Raw genomic sequence first — 18273 nt, forward strand, 5'->3', positions numbered from 1 at the left:
AAGACCTGCGTGGGTCAGAGACGGTCCACGAGCGAGCTCTCAGCGAAGTCGCCCACCAGCGAGGACGACGGTGCGAGCGGCCAGGGCGTCGAGGGAGTCGACGACGTCGGGTTCGTCGACCCTGAGGTCGGTCTGCAGGATCGACAGCTCGGTGCAGCCGAGCACGATGGCGCCGGCGCCCTTGGCGCGCAGGTGCGCGACCGCAGCGTCGAAGCGGTCGCGCTCGACCGGCATACCCGCCTTGACGCCGTCATAGATCATCGACATCACGTCCTTCTGGACGACGTCGTCGGGCGTGACGGGCGTGAGGCCGGCGGCCTGCGCAGCTCGGTGGTAGGTCTCGGCGCGCAGGGTGCCGTCCGTGGCCAGGATGCCGAGCGTCGTCAGGCCGGGCACGGCGGCCTCGGCCGCGGCGATGGTCACCGCGACGATGTCGATGACGGGGATGCCGACGGCCCCCTCGACCTCGTCCTGGAAGGCCTGGGCGGTGTTGCACGGGACGGCGATGAACTTCGCGCCGGCGCGCTCGAGCTCTCGGGCATCCTGCGCCATCACCGGCCCGGGACTCTCGTCACTGTCTCCGACGATGTATGCCGTCCGGTCCGGGATGCTGGCGTGGTTCCACACGAGCATGTCCACGTGGTCCTGGTCGCGGGAGGCGTCGGTCATCGCGATGACGCGCTGCATGAAGTAGACGGTGGCCATGGGGCCGATCCCGCCGAGGATGCCGACCGGTTCGTTGCGCACCGTCCGAGCCTAACCCCGGGCGCTCGCCCCGCCCATGACGCGGAAATCGTGGATCGTCCCGGTTGCAACAGGGAATCCGTGAGATTTCTGCGTCACGGCCCGGTGGATAGACTCCGACGCGATCCCTGACGACCCTCACCAAGGAGCTTCGTGGCACTGTCGGCCCTGTCCCTCACCGAGCGTGAGCACGACGACTTCGTTCGTGACCACCCCAACGGGCACCTCATGCAGACGACCCCATGGGGCAAGGAGAAGGAGCACACGGGCTGGACCTGGCGCACGGTCGCCGTGGGTCGCAAGGGCGCCGGACCGGACGGGGCCGACGAGGTCACCGGTGCCGCACTCATCCTCTTCCGCCGCACCCCGGTCGTGCCGATGGCGCTCGCCTACTGCCCGCGCGGGTTCGTGGTCGACTGGTCGGACGCCGAGTCGGTCGACGCCCTGCTCGCCGAGGTCACCAAGGTCGCCAAGGAGAACCGAGGCGTCCTCCTGCGGATCGACCCCGCCGTGCGCATCGACAACCCCGACATCCGTCCGGCGCTGGAGTCCCGCGGCTTCACCCGCACCGACCCCGGCGACGACGCGGCCAAGACCCTGGCCCAGCCCGCCCTGCGCATGGTCACCGACATCAGCGACCTCGAGGCCCTGCACAAGGACCTCACCCAGGGCACGCGCCAGTCGATCCGCAAGGCCGAGAAGTCCGGCCTGGTCTACGAGTCGGTCGGCCGCGACAAGATCCCCGCCTTCCACGAGCTCATGCGCGTGACCGGTGAGCGTGACGGCTTCGGCATCCGCAGCCTCGAGTACTTCACCACGCTCTACGACGTGCTCTCGCCGACCGACGACATCGTCATCTCCCTCGTCAAGCTCGACCACGGCGCTGCCGCCGAAGCGGCGCGCACCAAGGTCGAGGATCTGCGTGGTCAGCTCGAGAAGGCCGCGGCCAAGCGCGAGAAGTACCCCTCCGAGAAGGCCGACCGCCAGGTCGCTGGCCTCGAGGAGAGCATCGCCAAGAACGAGGCGTCGGCGGCCGAGTTCGCCGCAGCGCACGAGCAGCACCCCGACGGCCAGTACCTCGCCGGGTCGGTCTTCGCGACGTGCGGCACCCGCGGTTCCTACCTGTATGCCGCGTCGTCCGACGAGCACCGCAACCTGCGCCCGAACTACCTCATGGTCTGGCGGATCATGCAGGACGCGGCGGCCAAGGGCGTGACGACCTTCGACTTCGGCGGCATCGACGCGTCCGAGGGTCTGGAGGAGTTCAAGCGCCAGTGGAACCCGGAACGACGTGAGTATGCCGGTGAGTTCACCAAGCAGCTCCGTCCCCTGTCCGGTCGGCTCATCGACCTCGCCGTCCGCGTCTACAAGCGCCGCTGAGAGGTCAGTTCCCTTGCCCCCGAACATTTCCGTGTCCAAGCAGGCGTACGCGTCGATCACGGACCAGCCGTTCGTGCCGGTGGTCGTCGGCGCCCACGTCGGTGGCTACTCACTGGTGCGCGCGTTCCACGAGGCCTATGGCGTGACCTCGCTCGTCGTCACCGGCGCGACGTCGTGGGTGACCGACGGCTCCGCGATCCTCGAGGTCGTCCACTGCTCCGACGCCCACGACCCGGATGTGCTCGCGGCGACCCTCAAGGCCGCCCCGTTCGCCGGGCTGACGCAGCCCAAGATCCTTCTCGCGACCTCGGACTCGCTCGTCGACGTCATCGACGCGATGCGCGACCAGCTCGACGACTCGTGGAAGGTGCCCTACGTCCGCGCCGAGATCCTCGAGCGGGCGACCCGCAAGCACACCTTCGCCGAGGTCGCGATGAGGGCCGGCGTCTCCATCCCGACCACGACGATCATCGACCTCGCCGACGATGGCGACGGCACGGCATACCTGGAGAAGGTTCCGGCAGAGGGCTATCCGCTCATCCTCAAGCCGACCGCTCCTCGTGCCTGGAACACGGTGACGTTCGAGGGCCAGGCCAAGGTGCACGAGGTCGCGTCCGCCGATGAGCTGCGCGACCTGCTGAGGCGGATCCACGGGTCCGGCTACCGCGCCAGGCTGATCCTGCAGGACATGGTCCCCGGCGACGACACGGGCATGCGGATCCTCACCTGCTACTGCGACAGGGACTCGCAGGTGCGCTTCGCCAGCTACGGACGCACCCTCATCGAGGAGCACTCGCCGGGACTCATCGGTGTGCCGGCCGCGATCCTCACCGGCCAGAACCGAGAGATCGTCGACGAGGCCGTGCGCCTGCTCGCCGAGCTCAAGTGGGTCGGCTACGCGAACTTCGACCTCAAGTACGACCCCCGCGACGGCACGTCGAAGTTCTTCGAGCTCAACCCGCGGTTGGGGCGCTCGAACTACTACGTCACGGGGACCGGCTTCAACGCGGTGACGTGGTACGTCGACGAGTACGTCCACGACAACCTCCCCGAGAAGTTCGAGCTCGTCGAGGCGGACACCGAGACGGTCTACTCGGTCGTGCCGGTGCGGACGATCAAGTGGGCGCTGGCGCGCCATCCCGACCTGTGGGCGCGGGTGCAGCGGGTCATCAAGGCCGGTGGGCTGCGCAACCCGATGCACTACCGGGCCGAGAGGCACCCGGTGCGCTGGGCCAAGATCCTCGCGGCGGGCGTGAGCTACGACCGCAAGTTCCACCAGTACTACGACCCCGAGGCGGCGTTCCACCCCGGCGGCGAACCCGCGGACTCCGACCTCCCCCGACGCTGACCCCAGCGGTTTCCGCGGGATCAGATGGGAAGGCGGCGCCGGATCGGGGCCAGCACCTCGTCGACCTCGCGGATCTTCATGATCTTGGCCAGCACGAGGAACACGACGGACAGCACGGCCCCGCCGACGACGAGTGCGAGCGCGTGGCGCGCCCACGAGCTGGAGGGGTCGAACACGAGCGTGGAGGAGCCCCAAGCGGCCACGCCCGCGACTCCGGACGCGACCGAGAGGCGGACCCACAGGCGGGACACGGCGCCCATCCCCAGCCCCCGCAGTTGGCCCCGGGCGACGACGAGGAAGGCGGCGGCGGACACGATGTTCGCGATGGTCGCTCCCGCGGCGACAGTGGCCACGACGTACTCCGTCGGTGAGTACCAGTAGGCGATGCCACATCCGATGAGGTTGATGACCGTCATGAGTGCCACGAGCCAGAAGTTCATCCAGCCGTCCCCGCGGGCGAAGCAGTAGCGCTGCTTGAGGGCGGTGACGCCGAACGGCAGCAGCCCCACCGCCATGATGGCCAGGACGAGGGCGATGCTGCCGGGCTCGTCGATGCCACTGCCAGGCTCGTAGCGCGTGCCCCAGAACAGGGTCTTGGCCATCGGGCGCCCCAGGGCGATGAACGCGGCCACCGCCGGGAGCAGCAGGACGGCCGGACTCTTGAGGCCGGTGACGACGCGTCGTCGCATCTCGGCGAGGTCACCCGACTCGTGGGCGCGGGACATCGCGGGGAAGAGCGCCGTGACGACCGAGGTCGTGATGATGGAGTGGGGAAGGATGTAGAGGCTGTAGGCCAGGGCCTGCACCGCGTTGCCAGCGACCGCCGGACCGTCCACGGCCTCGGGCGACATCACCTTGGTGCTGACGAACCCGTAGAACTGCGAGATGACCAGCGCGGCCACGGTCCAGCCCGTCATGCGCGACATGTCGCGGAAGCCGACGCCCCGCCACCCGAACCGCGGTCGGTAGCGGAAGCCGCTCCTCCACAGCGGCCAGGCCAGGCTCAGCCCCTGGACGGCGATGCCCAGGGTGGTGCTGACTCCGAGCACGAGGACCATCTCGGTGGTCCACGGCTCCACCGACGGCTGCTTGCCCCACTGCCAGATGAACCAGGCAAGCCCGGCGATCTGGATGACGTTGGCCCACGCGGGCGCCCAGGCGAACGCGAGGAAGTTCCCCCGTGCCTGGAGAACCTGGCCGAGCACGGCGTAGAGCCCGTAGAAGAACAGCTGCGGCATGCAGATGTAGGCCATGAACGTCGTGAGGTTGACGAACGCCTGACCTGCGTCGTCCTTGGTCAGCCAGTCGATGATCCACGGCGTGGCCGCGATGGAGAGCAGGGTCGTGCCGCCGAGCACCAGGAGGCAGAGGGTGATGAGCCGGTCACTGAAGTCCTGCCCGCCGTCCCTGCGCAGCATCGCCTTGGTCAGCTGCGGGATGAGCAGCGCCGAGATGAGGCCACCGTTGATGAGGACGAACAGCTGGGTCGGCAGGGTGTTCGCGATGGTGAAGGAGTCGGCGGCGACAGCAGCGCCGATGGCTGCGGTGAGCAGGGCCGCGCGGACGAAGCCGAGGATGCGCGAGCCGAACGTCCCGATCGCCATGACGGCGCTGTTGCGCGCGACGTCGTCGACGCGGGCGGCGATGGGCGTGGCGCCCTCCGGGTCGGCCTCGGCGCCCTCGGGGCGGGTGTCGGTCACGTGCTCTCCCTCGCGGGTTCCTCGGTGGACCGGGCCACTCTACGGCGCGGTCGGACGCCCGTAGACGACGTGGATCGCCGCGTCCTCGAAGCCCGCGCGCCGATAGGTCGCAAGCGCTCGGGTGTTGTCGCCGTCGACATAGAGGTCGACCGTCGTCACGCCCTGCCGGGCGAGGTATGCCGTGCCGAGTCCCGTGAGCGGTCCGGCGAGACCACGACCCTGGTATGCCGGGTGCACCCCGACGACGTAGACCTCCCCTGTGTCCGAGCCGGGTTCACGCTTGGTCCAGTGGGACGCTGCGAGGGGATGCGCACCCCCGTCCTGCGTCACGGAGACGTCCTCGACGAGGAGGAGGCCGGCAGGGTCGAACCAGTCCTGGGCCATGCGCTCCTGCAGGTCCTCGAGCGTGATCGACCCCTGCTCCGGGTGGCTGGCAAAGGCGAGGGCGTTGACCTCGAGCCAGGCCTGCTCGTCACGTCCGGGTTCGAACGGACGCGCCGCGAAGCCATCTGGCAGGACGGGATCGACGTCGTCTCCGTCGCGCACCTGTCGCTCCATGACGTGCAGCTCGCGGGTCGACACGAGGCCCTCGACCGCGGCCAGTCCCTGGGCTGCGGGCAGGTCGCCGTGCGCCCACACACCCGTCGCTCCACCGTCGAGGACCGCCGTCAGCAGCGCCCGACCCACGCCCTGGCGACGCGAACTCGGGTCGACCACGAGCTCCGCCGACCCGGCCCCGTCCCGGGCCGCGTAGCCGAGGAGGTCCTCGGGACGGGACCCGCCGGCATACGCGACGACGTGCGTGACCTCGCCACGAGCGGAGGTGAGGGCGAGACGGAAGGCCTCCGAGATGGCGTCGACGCCATCGGCGTCGGCGGCGCGACGGGCCAGGGCAAGGACAGCGGCCGCCGTGGCCTCGTCGAGGTGCGAGGACGTGTCGAGGTGGAGGTCGGAGCTCACTTAGGTCGCAGCCTCCGCCCGGGCAGCGGCCTCGGCCTCTTCGGGCACGAAGCGGTAGCCGACGTTGCGGACCGTCCCGATGAGCGTCTCGTGGTCCGAGCCCAGCTTGGCGCGCAGGCGGCGCACGTGGACGTCGACGGTGCGGGTGCCGCCGAAGTAGTCGTAGCCCCAGACCTCCTGCAGCAGCTGCGCCCGGGTGAAGACTCGGCCCGGGTGCTGCGCGAGGTACTTGAGCAGCTCGAACTCCTTGTAGGTCAGGTCCAGGGCCCTGCCCCGCAGCTTGACCGAGTAGGTCGCCTCGTCGATGACGAGCACGCCGGCAGTGATCCGGACGTCGTCGTCGGCGTCGCCGTCACCCTCGAGGGCCCGGGCGATCGCGAGCCGCAGCCGTGCCTCGACCTCGGCCGGACCGGCACTGTCGAGGAGGACGTCGTCGAGGCCCCACTCGGGGGTGAGCCCGGCCAACCCACCCTCGGTGAGCACCGCGAAGAGCGGCGCGGACAACCCCGTCGTGCGGATGACCCGACACAACGAGCGGGCCATGGCGAGCTCCCGACGGGCGTCGACGAGGACCGCGTCGGCCTTGGGCGCATCGATGAGGGCAGTCGGCTCGGCCGGGAGGATGCGAACATGGTGACTGAGCAGGCCCAGAGCTGGCAGCACCTCGGCGCTCGGCGCCAAGGCGTTCGTCAGCAGCAGGAGGTGGGCCATCCAGCACAGAATAGGTGGACATGACCGCGACTGACGGCTCTCACCGGGGCATGAGACCGGTGACCCTGCGCTACTGGGCCGGTGCCCGGGCGGCGGCAGGGGTCACCGAGGAGACGGTCGAGGCGGGCCCGCTCGTGGGTGACATCCTCGAGGCGGCGGTGGCGGCCCACCCCGGGCTGCGTGACGTCGTGGCGGTGTGTTCGGTCCTCGTCGACGGCCGGTCCGTCGGTCGTGACGTCAGGGTCGGCGACGACAAGGTGGTCGAGGTGCTCCCACCCTTTGCCGGCGGATGAGGCCATGCCCGACGTCTCGGCTGATGGCAGGATGCCGATCGTGGACGTGACGGAGCCGATGGGTGAGTCGGGGAGCAGGCCGGTGAGCCAGTCCCCGAGCGCGCCCACTGCCGCGCCGATCAGCGAGTCGCGCGCTGCCCGCCGTGCGGCGCGGGAGGAGCGCCGCCGCAACCCGATCCTTCCGCCGATCGCGACCGAGCGACGACTCACCCTCGTCCCGGCCACGGCAGTGTTCGCCCTGCTCCTGGCACTGGCAACGGCCGCGGACCACGCCCTCGGAGCGGCCGCCATCGCCTGGGGTGGCCTCGTCGTCGCCTGGGGTTGGCCCGAGCTGATGGGTTCGTCGAGCAGGTTCGGCTCGTCCCTCGCCATCGGTCTCGCCGGAGTGCTCGCCCCGACGGCCGTGGCGCTCACGCCCGACGAGCCCTACCTGCGACATGTCCCCGTCGTGGTCGCCCTGGCCCTCCTGTCGATGTTCATGCACCAGCTCCTGCGCCGGGACGGTCGGCCGCGCCTGACCCAGTCCCTGGCGGTGAGCGGCGCGGGGATCGCCGTCGCAGCCATCGGTGCCGCCTACGTCCCCCTGGGCCGCACCTCCGGTGGTCGCGAGGTCGTGACCGTCGTCATGGCGGCGCTGGCCCTCTCGGCGGTCGCCGATCTGGGCGCGCCCTTCGCCCGGGCCCGGTCGTGGATGCTGCCGGTCGCGGGGGCCATCGCTCTCGTCGTCGGCGGCGTCGCGGGCCTGTTCGTCGACGTCGTCGGCTGGCCCTCGGGAGCACTCCTCGGTGTGGTCGCGGGCACGTTGGCCCACGTCATGCGCCGGACCCTGTGCACCCTCTCACCCATTCGCGGGATGCGTGGCCAGATCACGGCGGCGGCGGCGTCGGTCCTCGTGACCGCCGTGCCCGTCTACCTCCTGTCGCGCATCCTCGTCGGTTGACGCCGGCGAAGGGACACCACGGCATACGCCGTCGTCAGTAGACGATCGCCTGCGCGTCCGGGCGCAGGATCTCGTCGACGTAGGCCGCCGCGCCCCGGATCACCGCACCCTCCAGCAGGTCGTCGGGTGAAAGGTCTCGGCGCGCCGCGCACTGGCCGCAGACGGTGACGGTGGCACCGGCGAGCAAGGCGTCCCGAAGGCCGGCGAGAGGGGCACCGTGGGGGAGCGAGAGCTCCTCGGCCCGGCCGGCGACGGCCATCCACGTGGCCTCCCCGGTGAGCCACACACTGACTTCGGCGCCGGCGGTCACAGCAATGACGGCAACGGTGAAACCTTGGTTGAGGCGTTCGAGTGCTTCAGCGCCGCAGGTGATCTTGACGACGAGGGGTCGGATCGTCGGGGGATTGGCCATGGGTCCTCCTGAGGGGTACGACTACGATCCCACTCGTGGCCTTCCATCTCGACACAGACCTGCCGACCGAGCTCGCTCCGCTCGCCTGGCTCATCGGCAAGTGGGTCGGAGCCGGTGTCGTCGGCTACCCCACGATGGAGTCCAGGAACTTCGGCCAGGAGATCATCTGCGCCCACGACGGCCGGCCGTTCCTCGAGTGGCGCAGCCAGACCTGGCTCCTCGACGACGCGGGTGACAAGGTCCGCCCGCTCGCGACCGAGGTCGGCTTCTGGCGTCCAGTGCCCGAGACCGAGGACGGCACCAACGTGGAGCTCCTCCTGTCGCACCCGACGGGCTTCGTGGAGATGTATGCCGGGCACGCCCAGCCCGCGAAGGTCGAGCTCCGCACCGATGGCGTCATGCGCAGCCCGCACGCCAAGGAGTACACCGCGGGACACCGCATGTATGGCTACGTGCAGTCGAACCTGATGTGGGTCATGGACATGGCCGCCATGGGACAGCCGTTGACCTCGCACCTGTCGGCGGAGCTCAAGCGAGCGGACTGACCGGCGAGCCCAGGAGTCGTATCGTGGGCACGATGCAAGGCGAGGTCGTGGTCCTGAGCGGGCCCCCGGGAGCGGGCAAGTCGACCGTCGCGGCAGCACTCGCGCGGGGCTACGAGAGGTCGGTCCACCTGCACACCGACGACTTCTGGCACAGCATCACGGCCGGGTCGATCCCGCCATACCTGGCTGAGGCTCACGAGCAGAACGAGACGGTCCTGCGTGTGGTCGCCATGGCCGCGTTCGGTTATGCCGAGGGCGGCTACACCGTGGTCGTGGACGGAGTCGTCGGACCCTGGATGCTCCGCCACTTCGAGCTGCCGCTGCGGCACGGCCGCGAGACGGTGACGCACTACGTCGTGCTGCGCCCTGCTCGGCACACGACCTTGGCCCGAGCCCGGGCGCGCACGGGCGTCGACGCGCTGACCGACGAGGAGCCGATCCTGGCGATGTGGGACCGGTTCGCCGACCTGGGAGAGCTCGAGCGCCACGTCCTGGACACCACACAGCACTCCGCGGACCAGACGCTGGCGCTGGTGAGCCAAGGCGTCAGGGACGGGTCCTTCCGACTCCTGCCCGGCCGGACGTAGCACGCAGCCGGGCGAGGCGGCACGGCAGCGTCGGTCAGGGGGTGACGGACACGTCGGCGTAGTCGTCCATCTTGTCCGTGCGCAACGCCTTGCCCAGCGCGGAGATGCCGGACTCGTCGAGGATCTCGATGGACCCGCCGTCCGGAGCCGTGCCGAAGCCGGTGAACGGCGCGGTGACGAAGACGACGTCGCCACTGCGCACGTTGCGAAGCGAGATGGCCTCGCTGCGCATCGTGCCGACGTCGAGGCCGCGGTCGACGACGAGGTTGTCGGTCGCCGCGTCGATGAAGTTGGTGAGCTTGATCGGGTTGGTGATGACCTCGCGGCTGAGTGCCTTGAGCATGAGGGCCTTGATGAACGCCTGCTGGCGGCGGCCACGAGAGATGTCTCCCTCGGAGAGCTCGTAGCGCTCGCGGACGAACGCCAGGGCCTGGTCACCGTTGAGGTCGTTCCAGCCCTCCTTGATGGGGATGTCCGTCGGCCCGCCGCCCCCGCTGCTCGCCTCCTCGGCGAAGACGCGCACCCCGCCGACCGCATCGGTCATCGTGCGGAAGCCCTCGAAGTCGGTCTGGGCGACGTGGTCGATCCTGACGCCCAGGAGGTTCTGCATCGTGCTGACGAGCAGCGGGGCCCCACCGAAGGCGTAGGCCGCGTTGATCTTGTTCTTGCCCCGACCAGGGATGGAGACATAGAGGTCACGAGGGAAGTGGACGAGCTGCACGGCGCTCTTGTCCTCGGGGACGTGCACCAGCACGATCACGTCCGAACGGCTGGCCGTCTCACCGGGGCGCGCGTCGGAGCCGATGATGAGGTAGTTCTCGCCGACCCCGCCCTGGGGGAGCGGCACGGTCGACCCGTCGGGGAGCGTGGCCGACGGGGCCGCCTGGGGGAGGAGGTCGTCCTGGGTGATGTTGCCGGCGACCTTCTGGTTGAGGAAGAAGACGAAACCACCTGCGGCCACCAACGTCAGGGCCAGGAACGAGGCGACGACGATGACGAACCGCCGACCCCAGCGCGGACGCCTGCGTTCCGGACGGGCGACGCGGCTGTCCTCGGAGGCGAAGTCGTCTAGCACCCGGCCAAGTGTAGGTGCGCGGTCTCGACGAGCCGGCCGACCGGCATACATTGGTCGTGTGAGTGATCTCGGCACGCGTCTGCGAGCCGCCGGCCGGCGGCTCACGCCGCAGCGCCAGCAGGTCCTCGACGCGGTGGAGCGGTTGGGGCACGCCACCCCGGAGGAGATCGTCGAGGCCGTCTCGGTCAAGGCAGGCCCTCCGATGGCGCTGTCGACGGTCTACCGCTCGCTCGAGGCGCTCCAGGAGCTCGGTCTCGTCACCCACACCCACGTCGACCACCGAGTGCCGAGCTATCACCTCGCCGGGCACGCGACCCACATCCATGTCGTATGCCGTGAGTGCGGTTCCGTGGACGAGGCGCCTGCCGAGGTGGCGTCGGAATTCGTGGCGCGCCTGGAGGGTTCTCTTGGATTCGAGGCCGACGTCACCCACGCCGCCATCCACGGCCTCTGCCGCACCTGCAGGAAGCAGCCATGACCGACACATCAACAGAGCCCGCCGTCCTCGCCCTGGCTTCGCCCTTGCTGACCCGGCCCGACGCCGTCGCGGGTGAGGGCCTCGACGCCGGCGTGGCCGCCCACTACGGCGACCCCGGTCGTGAGCAACGCCTCCTCGAGGAGGGGTTGGCCGTCGTCGACCTCTCCCACCGAGGAGTGGTGCGCGTCAGCGGGCCGGACCGGCTGTCGTGGCTGCACTCGATCACCACCCAACAGCTCACCGGCCTGGCCCCGCGCGTCTCCACCGAGTCGCTCGTCCTCTCACCCAAGGGCCACATCGAGCACGCGCTCCACGTCGTCGACGACGGGGAGTCGACCTGGATCACCGTGGAGCCCGGGACGGCGCCGGCGCTCGCGGGCTGGCTCGACTCGATGCGCTTCATGCTGCGGGTCGAGGTTGCCGACCTCACTTCTTCGTATGCCGTTCTCGGAGAGCCGCTCTCGGCTGCCAGTGTCGAGGGAGAGCCCCTGGCATGGGTCGACCCCTGGCCGAACCTCGTCGGCGACACGGCGGCATACGGTCCGGAGACCGCGCACCCGGGTGAGGCGCGCCGCTGGCGCGAGCTCATCGTCCCGCGCGCCGACCTGGAGTCGGCTGCGGGCGACCGCCCGCTCGCCGGCACCTGGGCGGCGGAGGCGCTGCGGGTGGCTGCCTGGCGTCCGCGGCTGGGGTTCGAGACCGACCACCGCACGATCGCGCACGAGGTCGACTGGCTGCGCACGGCGGTGCACCTCCACAAGGGGTGCTACCGCGGACAGGAGACCGTGGCCCGGGTCCACAACCTCGGTCGGCCACCGCGTCGCATCGTCTTCCTGCACCTCGACGGCTCGGGTCACCTGCTGCCCGAGGCGGGGGCGCCGCTCGTGCTGGAGGGCCGCGAGGTCGGCCGGATCACCAGCGTGGCCCGGCACCACGAGGACGGGCCCATCGCCCTGGCCGTGGTCAAGCGCAACACTCCTGAGGACGTCGACCTCGTGGCTGGGACGGTCGCCGGAGCGCAGACCGTCATCGTCGCCCGCTGACCCCACCTTTCCCGCCTGAAGTGGCTTTCTCCCACCTCGCCTGACCTCGGATGCCAGGCGAACCGAGAGTTCGTCGGGGGAACGGGTCGGTGGGTCCCAATGGCCCCGACCGGCCCTGACAGACTGACGCCATGGCCACCGCAGCGTCCGCGACCCTCATCACCGTCGCCCCCACGGGGGCGGAGCACGCGAAGGCCGACGTGCCGCAGCTGCCCACGACCCTCGACGAGCTCGTCGAGACGGCGCGCACGTGCGAGACGGCGGGGGCCGCCCTCATCCACCTGCACATCCGCGACGACGAGCACCGGCCCACGCTCGACGGCGGGCACCTGCGTGCGGCCGTCGAGGCGATCCGCTCCGAGACCGACCTCATCGTCCAGCTCTCGACCGGAGGCTCGGTGCACGACCCGCTCGACCAGCGGCTGACCGTGCTCGACGCCGAGCCCGACTCGTGCTCGTTGACGTGCGGCACGACGAACTTCGGCGACGACGTGTTCCTCAACCCGTGGGGGTTCATGTCCGACCTCTATGTCCGGGCGCAGGAGCGCGAGGTCGTCCCGGAGTTCGAGCTGTTCGAGCTGGGGCACGTCCACGCGCTGCGGCGGCTGCTCGACACCCACGGTCTGCCGTTCGGCGGCAAGGTGCACGTCGACTTCGTCCTCGGAGTGCCGGGCGCGATGCCGGGGACTGCTGCGGCGCTCATGACCGGGGTCGCGATGCTGCCCGACGAGGTGACGTCGTGGTCAGCGACGGGGATCGGCCGGACCCATCTGCCGGTGCTGGCTGCGGCGCTGTCGGCCGGGGGGCACCTGCGCGTCGGCATGGAGGACAACGTGGTGTTCGCCCGCGGTCAGCAGGTGCAGCACAACTCCGAGCTCGTGGCCCGGGCGGCCGTGCTGGCGACGACGATGCAGCGTCCGCCCATGTCCACGGCGCAGGCCCGCGAGCTCCTCGGCATCAAGCCCCGCCCCTGACAGCAGGAGCCGGGACGAGTCAGGCGGGCTGCGTGACCTTCTGGTGGAGGGTGATGTCGTTGCAGGCCGCGCAGGTCTCCTCCGGGATGACGCCGAGCCGCATGAGGTGACCGAACACCCAGCAGCCGGCGCAGAACCCGAGCGCCGACTCGAGCAGGGCAAAGACGACGAGGATCACCAGCAGGACCGTCGCGACCATGGTGGTTCCCAGGGCCAGGGCGACCGCGGCGCCGGCGCTGAAGAGCAGGCCGACCGTCTGGGCGAAGCGCTTCGGCGGACCCGGCACCAGACGCGGTTCCCCGAGCCGCGGGGCGATGACGTGGACGGCCAGGCGTCCCAGAGGGCTGTAGCGGGGCCCGCCCGCGACGCGCAGTGCGAACCCCACGGCGAGGAGCGCGCCGAGCCACCACCACTGGGTGACCAGCGTGAGCACCGACAGCACGACGACGCCGCCCGCCACCGACCGGGCCGCCTTCTCGTTGACCGGGTTGGGGAAGGTGAGGAGCTCGGGCATCGACATAAGGCAAGGTTATGCCAAACCCAAGCACGCGGCATACTCGTCTTTGGGCGTCGAGAGGGTGTGTCCGCCATCACGCTTGCCCCGGTTTGCATTCTGCTAACTAGAGCAAGCACAATGGGTGCATGAGCCGGAACCCGCTGAACGACCTCGCCGGACTGGGCGACTACCTGCGCGAGCAGCGTCTGTCGCACCGTCTGTCGCTGCGTCAGCTGTCCGAGCTCGTCGGGATCTCGAACCCGTATCTGTCCCAGCTCGAGCGCGGTCTCAAGCGCCCGAGCGCCGAGATCCTGCAGCAGCTGGCCAAGGGGCTGGAGGTCTCCGCCGAGACGCTCTATGTCAAGGCCGGGATCCTCGACGAGCACCCGGCCGCCGAGTCCACGAGCACGACCGTCCGGGACGCCATCGCCGCCGACCCGAACCTCACCGACCGTCAACGAGCGACCCTGCTCGACGTCTATGAGTCCTTCATCGGCGCGGACCCTCAGCGCTGAGCCCGACGTCTCCACACGCATCGCATCACCCGACCCCCTCACCCAGGAGTGAACATGGCCGCCAAGACCACCATCAGGACCACGACCCCCAAGGCCTCGACCAAGAGCCCCAGCAACGCGTTGTTCGCCGTCGTCGGTGCCACGGACCTCGCCGTCGAGCGGGCCCGTGAGGCCCGCCTCCGCGCCGACAAGGTCCGGGCCGACCTGGCCCCGACCGCCGTCCAGAAGCGTGCCGGTGTCGCCATCGAGGACGTCAAGGCTCTCCCGACCAAGGCCCTGAACCAGGGCGTCGCCACCGTCGACGAGGTCGCCAAGGGCTACGAGGAGCTCGCCGTGCGTGGCGAGCAGCTCGTCACCCGCATCAGGAACCAGAAGGCCACCCAGGACCTCGTCGCCCAGGCCGAGACCACCCTCAGCCTCGGCAGGGGTGCCGTCACGACCGCCCGCAAGGCCATCCTCGACGTCCGCTCCTCGGCTCTCGCCACCTTCACCACGGGTCGCAAGGAAGCCACCCACGTCGCGCAGATCGTCGCCGACACCGTCGCCGAGGACGCTGAGTTCGCCGCCACCGAGGTCCAGGCCTCCGCCAAGCGCACCCGCACCGCCGCCAAGCGCACCACCACGACGGCGACCAAGGCCCGCAAGCGAACCACCACGTCGGCCAAGGCCACCACCACGAGCGCCCGGAAGGCCGCCGCCTCCAGCACCAAGGCCACGGCGAAGGCCGCCGAGAAGGTCGGCAGCTGACGCAACACCCCGCGGACCTAGTCTGGGACGTGTGAGCACCCCACAGACCTCCCGCACCCCTGCTGTCCTCGATGCCGCCCCGGTTCTCGCGCAAGCGATCCGGGGCGGCTTCGTCGAGTCCGTCCACCGAGCCAGCGTCGCCGTGACCTCGGCAGACGGCTCGGTCGAGCTGGAGCTCGGCAGCGCCGACGACCCGGTGTTCCCCAGGTCGTCGAACAAGCCGGTCCAGGCCCTCGCCATGGTGCGCCACGGTCTCGACATCGCTCCCCGCCACCTCGCCCTGGTCAGTGCGAGCCACTCCGGCGAGGACTTCCACCTCGCTGCGGTGCGCGAGATCCTCGACGGCGCCGGCCTCACGGTGGCCGACCTCCAGAACACCCCGGACTTCCCGATCGACGACCAGGCCAGGCTGGACTGGATCCGGGCAGGGCACGACAAGCAGTCGCTCGCCCAGAACTGCTCGGGCAAGCACGCCGGCATGCTCGCGACGTGTGTGGCCGCCGGGTGGGACCACACGGCATACCTCGAGCTGGACCATCCGCTGCAGCGCGCCTGCGACGAGACCCTCGCCGAGCTCGCGGGGGAGCCCGTCGCTGCGACCGCCATCGATGGCTGCGGCGCGCCGGTCATGGCGATCTCGCTCGCGGGCCTGGCTCGCGCCTTCGGTCGCATCGCCAGTGCTGCGCCCGGCACCGACGAGGCCCGCGTCGCCGACGCGATCCGCAGTCACCCCGAGTACCTCGGTGGTTCCCGTCGCGACGTCACGACGTTCATCCAGGGCACCCCTGGCGCGATCGCCAAGGACGGTGCCGAAGCCGTGTATGCCGTGGGGCTGGCTGACGGACGCGGTATCGCCATCAAGGTCGCGGACGGCGGACAGCGGGCCCGGGCCGTCATCCTCGCCGCCGTCCTCCGGCGCCTCGGCGTCGAGACCGACGCACTCGAGGCGCTCGAGGACGCACCGGTCCTGGGGCACGGTGAACCCGTGGGATCCGTTGTCGCCGTGGGCATCTGAGTGCGCGCAGTCATCCAGCGGGTCCGACGGGCGGCAGTCGTCGTCGAGGGTGTGACGGTCGGTGAGATCACCGAGCCGGGCCTCTTCGTGCTCGTGGGGGTCGGGCACGACGACGGCGCTGCCGACGTCGAGCTCATCGCGCGCAAGATCGCCGACCTGCGCCTGCTCGAGGGCGAGCAGTCGGTGACCGATGCCGGGGCGCCGGTGCTCGTCGTCAGCCAGTTCACGCTCCTTGCCGACACCCGCAAGGGCCGCCGTCCGTCATGGAGCGCAGCGGCTGCGGGCGCGGTCGCCGAACCCGTTGTGGCACAGGTGGTTTCGGCGTTGCGTGCCCGCGGCCTGACGGTGGCGACGGGTCGCTTCGGCGCTCACATGGAGATCGAGAGCATCGCCGACGGTCCCGTGACGATCCTCGTGGACTCGGACGCCTCCTAGCGGCTGAGGCCCTGGTAGCGCCGGATCGCCAGGGGCAGGAACACCGCCGTGATGACCAGCGGCCAGACCACCGCCATGAGCAGGCTATGCGTCTCGATCCAGGTGTTGCCCGCGACCGAGGGACTGCCGAACAGCTCGCGGATCGCGGTCGCGGTCGAGGAGACCGGGTTCCACATGGCGATGGTGCCGAGCCAGTCGGGCATGAGGCTGGGCGGGGTGAAGACGCTCGAGACCATCCCGAAGGGGAAGGCCACGGCAAAGAGGTTGCCGGCCGACTCCTCGTTCTTAACGAGCAGCCCCAGCACGATCCCCACCCAGATGAGGGAGAAGCGCAGGTGCAGCAGGAGTCCGAAGGCGGCGAGCGTCTCCATGAGCGATCCCTGCGATCGCCACCCGATGACCAGGGCGATGACGGCAAGCACCAGGAGGTCGAGGCCGGCCCGTAGCACGTCGGACACGCCACGGCCCGTGACGACTGCGGAGGGCGCCATCGGCATCGAGCGGAAGCGGTCCATGACGCCGCGTTCCTTCTGGATCGCGACGATGTAGGCGGTGTTCATGAAGCCGAAGGCCATCGTCATCGCCAGCATCCCCGGCATCGCGAAGGTCTTGTAGTCCATTCCGCCACCCACCTCCATGGCGCTGCCGAAGACGTAGACGAAGAGCAGCACCGAGACGATGGGGAAGCCCAGCTGCCAGGCGATCTCGGAGGGTTGCTTGACGAGGTGGGACAGCTCGGTCCGGACGATGGTGAGGCAGTCGGTGATCGCCCAGGTCCACCGCCGCTCGGGAGTGGCGAGAGGGGTCAGCGGAGTGGACGAGGTCGTGGTGGTCATGACAGCGCACCTTCCTTCATGATGGCGGAGGGGGGCTCGTCGGCGTCAGTGTCGGCGTCGGCCGGCCGTCCGGTGAGCCGCAGGAAGACGTCGTCCAGGGTGGGCTGGCGCAGCGCGATGTCGGCGACGCCGATCCCGGCCTCCTCGGCCGCCCGGATCACGGTTCCGATGGCGGAGACCCGGTCCGTGACGGCGACGCTCACACGGGCACCGTCGGCGTCGACCTGGGGGTCGGTGTCGCCGGTGGCGGCTGCCACGAGCTGCGCCGCTCGGGCCACGTCTGCGGAGTCGTGGAGGACGACGTCGAGCCGGTCGCCGCCGATCATCCGCTTGAGCCCTTCGGGTGTGTCCTCGACGATGCGTCGCCCCTGGTCGATGACGGCGATGCGGTCGGAGAGACGGTCGGCCTCGTCGAGGTAGTGCGTCGTGAGCAGGACGGTCGTGCCACCCGCGGCCAGGGTGAGGACGGCGTCCCACACCTCGCGACGACCGCGAGGGTCGAGGCCGGTGGTGGGTTCGTCGAGGAAGAGCACCTGCGGCGCCAGGATCATGCTCGAGGCGAGGTCGAGGCGACGCTGCATCCCGCCGCTGAAGGTCTTGACCTGCACCTCCGCCGAGTCGGTGAGGCTGAACTGCTCGAGGAGCTGGTCCGCCCGCACGGCCGCCTCCTTCCTCGTCAGGTGGAAGAGGCGGCCGAAGGTCTGCAGGTTCTGTCGGGCCGTGAGGATCTCGTCGAGGGCCGTGCGTTGTCCGGTCAGCCCGATGCTGGCGCGCACCCGGGAGCGCTCGGTCATGACGTCGTGACCGCCGACGCGAGCTCGCCCTCCGTCCATGCGGGACAACGTCGTGAGGATCCGGACGAGGGTCGTCTTCCCGGCTCCGTTCGGGCCGAGCAGTCCCTGCACCGTGCCGCGCGGCACCGTGAGGGAGAAGTCGTCGAGGGCGATCTTCGTGCCGAAGGACTTGCGCACGCCCTCTGCTTCGATCGCAGGTTGTTCGGTTCGCACCTGCCCACCTCCTGTATATGGGTACGCCGTAC

Annotated in this window: 22 protein-coding genes; 13 read left to right on the forward strand and 9 right to left on the reverse strand. The window is 70.2% G+C overall.

Going from position 1 to position 18273, the window contains the following annotated elements:
- Positions 1-39: 39 nt before the first annotated feature.
- Entirely contained in the window at positions 40-747 is a 708-nt protein-coding gene (locus ACFQW8_RS10705; protein ID WP_380087198.1) for an aspartate/glutamate racemase family protein, read from the reverse strand.
- Positions 748-897: 150 nt separating this feature from the next.
- Between ACFQW8_RS10705 and ACFQW8_RS10710 the strand changes: the two genes are divergently transcribed.
- Entirely contained in the window at positions 898-2124 is a 1227-nt protein-coding gene (locus ACFQW8_RS10710; RefSeq protein WP_380087201.1) for a lipid II:glycine glycyltransferase FemX, read from the forward strand.
- A 13-nt stretch (positions 2125-2137) separates the two neighbouring features.
- A complete protein-coding gene (locus tag ACFQW8_RS10715; protein WP_380087202.1) occupies positions 2138-3472 on the forward strand; it encodes a carboxylate--amine ligase in 1335 nt (444 codons plus the stop codon).
- A gap of 20 nt (positions 3473-3492) precedes the next feature.
- Here ACFQW8_RS10715 and murJ read toward each other — a convergent pair whose 3' ends face one another.
- The 3 genes from murJ to ACFQW8_RS10730 are packed head-to-tail and all read right to left on the reverse strand — an operon-like array spanning position 3493 to position 6843.
- Positions 3493-5172 carry a murein biosynthesis integral membrane protein MurJ gene (gene murJ, locus ACFQW8_RS10720; RefSeq protein ID WP_380087204.1) on the reverse strand — a complete coding sequence of 560 codons (1680 nt, stop codon included), beginning with the start codon at positions 5170-5172 and terminating at the stop codon, positions 3493-3495.
- 39 nt (positions 5173-5211) lie between these two features.
- Positions 5212-6132, reverse strand: coding sequence for a mycothiol synthase (gene mshD / locus ACFQW8_RS10725; protein WP_380087205.1), 921 nt, complete (start codon positions 6130-6132; stop codon positions 5212-5214).
- Positions 6133-6843, reverse strand: coding sequence for a response regulator transcription factor (locus ACFQW8_RS10730; protein ID WP_380087206.1), 711 nt, complete (start codon positions 6841-6843; stop codon positions 6133-6135).
- Between the two features lie 20 nt (positions 6844-6863).
- Between ACFQW8_RS10730 and ACFQW8_RS10735 the strand changes: the two genes are divergently transcribed.
- Both ACFQW8_RS10735 and ACFQW8_RS10740 read left to right on the forward strand, forming a co-directional pair.
- Positions 6864-7136: a MoaD/ThiS family protein gene (locus ACFQW8_RS10735; protein ID WP_380087208.1), complete on the forward strand. Its 273-nt coding sequence runs from the start codon at positions 6864-6866 to the stop codon at positions 7134-7136.
- Positions 7137-7140: 4 nt separating this feature from the next.
- Positions 7141-8076 carry a hypothetical protein gene (locus tag ACFQW8_RS10740; protein ID WP_380087209.1) on the forward strand — a complete coding sequence of 312 codons (936 nt, stop codon included), beginning with the start codon at positions 7141-7143 and terminating at the stop codon, positions 8074-8076.
- Between the two features lie 34 nt (positions 8077-8110).
- Here ACFQW8_RS10740 and ACFQW8_RS10745 read toward each other — a convergent pair whose 3' ends face one another.
- Positions 8111-8488, reverse strand: coding sequence for a DsrE family protein (locus ACFQW8_RS10745; protein WP_380087210.1), 378 nt, complete (start codon positions 8486-8488; stop codon positions 8111-8113).
- 35 nt (positions 8489-8523) lie between these two features.
- On the opposite strand from ACFQW8_RS10745, the gene ACFQW8_RS10750 reads away from it, so the two are divergent.
- Positions 8524-9033 (forward strand): FABP family protein, encoded by a 510-nt coding sequence (locus ACFQW8_RS10750; protein WP_380087212.1) that lies wholly within the window; start codon positions 8524-8526, stop codon positions 9031-9033.
- Positions 9034-9065: 32 nt separating this feature from the next.
- Positions 9066-9620, forward strand: coding sequence for an AAA family ATPase (locus ACFQW8_RS10755; RefSeq protein ID WP_380088656.1), 555 nt, complete (start codon positions 9066-9068; stop codon positions 9618-9620).
- 34 nt (positions 9621-9654) lie between these two features.
- Here the strand turns inward: ACFQW8_RS10755 and ACFQW8_RS10760 are convergent, their stop codons facing one another.
- Positions 9655-10695: an LCP family protein gene (locus ACFQW8_RS10760; protein ID WP_380087214.1), complete on the reverse strand. Its 1041-nt coding sequence runs from the start codon at positions 10693-10695 to the stop codon at positions 9655-9657.
- Between the two features lie 58 nt (positions 10696-10753).
- Between ACFQW8_RS10760 and ACFQW8_RS10765 the strand changes: the two genes are divergently transcribed.
- The 3 genes from ACFQW8_RS10765 (at position 10754) to ACFQW8_RS10775 (ending at position 13190) form a co-directional block, all read left to right on the forward strand.
- Complete coding sequence (locus ACFQW8_RS10765) at positions 10754-11173, forward strand: Fur family transcriptional regulator (protein ID WP_380087216.1); 420 nt, start codon at positions 10754-10756, stop codon at positions 11171-11173.
- Positions 11170-12216, forward strand: a complete 1047-nt coding sequence (gene ygfZ / locus ACFQW8_RS10770) for a CAF17-like 4Fe-4S cluster assembly/insertion protein YgfZ (RefSeq protein ID WP_380087218.1) — start codon at positions 11170-11172, stop codon at positions 12214-12216. The genes ACFQW8_RS10765 and ygfZ overlap by 4 nt, the downstream gene beginning before the upstream one ends.
- Positions 12217-12347: 131 nt before the next feature.
- On the forward strand, positions 12348-13190 hold the full coding sequence (locus ACFQW8_RS10775) for a BKACE family enzyme (protein ID WP_380087220.1): 843 nt from the start codon (positions 12348-12350) through the stop codon (positions 13188-13190).
- A 19-nt stretch (positions 13191-13209) separates the two neighbouring features.
- Here ACFQW8_RS10775 and ACFQW8_RS10780 read toward each other — a convergent pair whose 3' ends face one another.
- Complete coding sequence (locus ACFQW8_RS10780) at positions 13210-13704, reverse strand: DUF4395 domain-containing protein (RefSeq protein WP_380087222.1); 495 nt, start codon at positions 13702-13704, stop codon at positions 13210-13212.
- 128 nt (positions 13705-13832) lie between these two features.
- Here ACFQW8_RS10780 and ACFQW8_RS10785 point away from each other — a divergent pair, with 128 nt between their 5' ends.
- From ACFQW8_RS10785 to dtd, 4 genes are read left to right on the forward strand one after another with little or no spacing between them, the layout of a single operon-like run.
- On the forward strand, positions 13833-14201 hold the full coding sequence (locus ACFQW8_RS10785) for a helix-turn-helix domain-containing protein (RefSeq protein WP_380087224.1): 369 nt from the start codon (positions 13833-13835) through the stop codon (positions 14199-14201).
- A 54-nt stretch (positions 14202-14255) separates the two neighbouring features.
- Positions 14256-14948: a hypothetical protein gene (locus ACFQW8_RS10790; protein ID WP_380087226.1), complete on the forward strand. Its 693-nt coding sequence runs from the start codon at positions 14256-14258 to the stop codon at positions 14946-14948.
- A gap of 31 nt (positions 14949-14979) precedes the next feature.
- Positions 14980-15963 (forward strand): asparaginase, encoded by a 984-nt coding sequence (locus tag ACFQW8_RS10795; protein WP_380087227.1) that lies wholly within the window; start codon positions 14980-14982, stop codon positions 15961-15963.
- Positions 15964-16398, forward strand: a complete 435-nt coding sequence (dtd, locus tag ACFQW8_RS10800) for a D-aminoacyl-tRNA deacylase (RefSeq protein WP_380087228.1) — start codon at positions 15964-15966, stop codon at positions 16396-16398.
- Here dtd and ACFQW8_RS10805 read toward each other — a convergent pair.
- Positions 16395-17234, reverse strand: coding sequence for an ABC transporter permease (locus tag ACFQW8_RS10805; protein WP_380087230.1), 840 nt, complete (start codon positions 17232-17234; stop codon positions 16395-16397). The two genes, dtd and ACFQW8_RS10805, sit on opposite strands and share 4 nt — an antisense overlap.
- Positions 17231-18241: an ATP-binding cassette domain-containing protein gene (locus tag ACFQW8_RS10810; protein WP_380087232.1), complete on the reverse strand. Its 1011-nt coding sequence runs from the start codon at positions 18239-18241 to the stop codon at positions 17231-17233. Before ACFQW8_RS10810 ends, ACFQW8_RS10805 begins: the two co-directional genes overlap by 4 nt.
- Positions 18242-18273 lie beyond the last annotated feature (32 nt).

The sequence above is a fragment of the Knoellia altitudinis genome, assembly GCF_042666355.1.
Taxonomy (GTDB): Bacteria; Actinomycetota; Actinomycetes; order Actinomycetales; family Dermatophilaceae; genus Knoellia; species Knoellia altitudinis.

What these genes read in the sequence shown, in the direction of transcription:
- ACFQW8_RS10730 (WP_380087206.1), bottom strand. Translation starts at nt 6,843, where the DNA reads ATGGCCCACCTCCTGCTGCTGACGAACGCCTTGGCGCCGAGCGCCGAG.
- ACFQW8_RS10735 (WP_380087208.1), top strand. Translation starts at nt 6,864, where the DNA reads ATGACCGCGACTGACGGCTCTCACCGGGGCATGAGACCGGTGACCCTG.
- ACFQW8_RS10740 (WP_380087209.1), top strand. Translation starts at nt 7,141, where the DNA reads ATGCCCGACGTCTCGGCTGATGGCAGGATGCCGATCGTGGACGTGACG.
- ACFQW8_RS10745 (WP_380087210.1), bottom strand. Translation starts at nt 8,488, where the DNA reads ATGGCCAATCCCCCGACGATCCGACCCCTCGTCGTCAAGATCACCTGC.
- ACFQW8_RS10755 (WP_380088656.1), top strand. Translation starts at nt 9,066, where the DNA reads ATGCAAGGCGAGGTCGTGGTCCTGAGCGGGCCCCCGGGAGCGGGCAAG.
- ygfZ (WP_380087218.1), top strand. Translation starts at nt 11,170, where the DNA reads ATGACCGACACATCAACAGAGCCCGCCGTCCTCGCCCTGGCTTCGCCC.
- ACFQW8_RS10775 (WP_380087220.1), top strand. Translation starts at nt 12,348, where the DNA reads ATGGCCACCGCAGCGTCCGCGACCCTCATCACCGTCGCCCCCACGGGG.
- ACFQW8_RS10780 (WP_380087222.1), bottom strand. Translation starts at nt 13,704, where the DNA reads ATGCCCGAGCTCCTCACCTTCCCCAACCCGGTCAACGAGAAGGCGGCC.
- ACFQW8_RS10785 (WP_380087224.1), top strand. Translation starts at nt 13,833, where the DNA reads ATGAGCCGGAACCCGCTGAACGACCTCGCCGGACTGGGCGACTACCTG.
- ACFQW8_RS10790 (WP_380087226.1), top strand. Translation starts at nt 14,256, where the DNA reads ATGGCCGCCAAGACCACCATCAGGACCACGACCCCCAAGGCCTCGACC.
- ACFQW8_RS10805 (WP_380087230.1), bottom strand. Translation starts at nt 17,234, where the DNA reads ATGACCACCACGACCTCGTCCACTCCGCTGACCCCTCTCGCCACTCCC.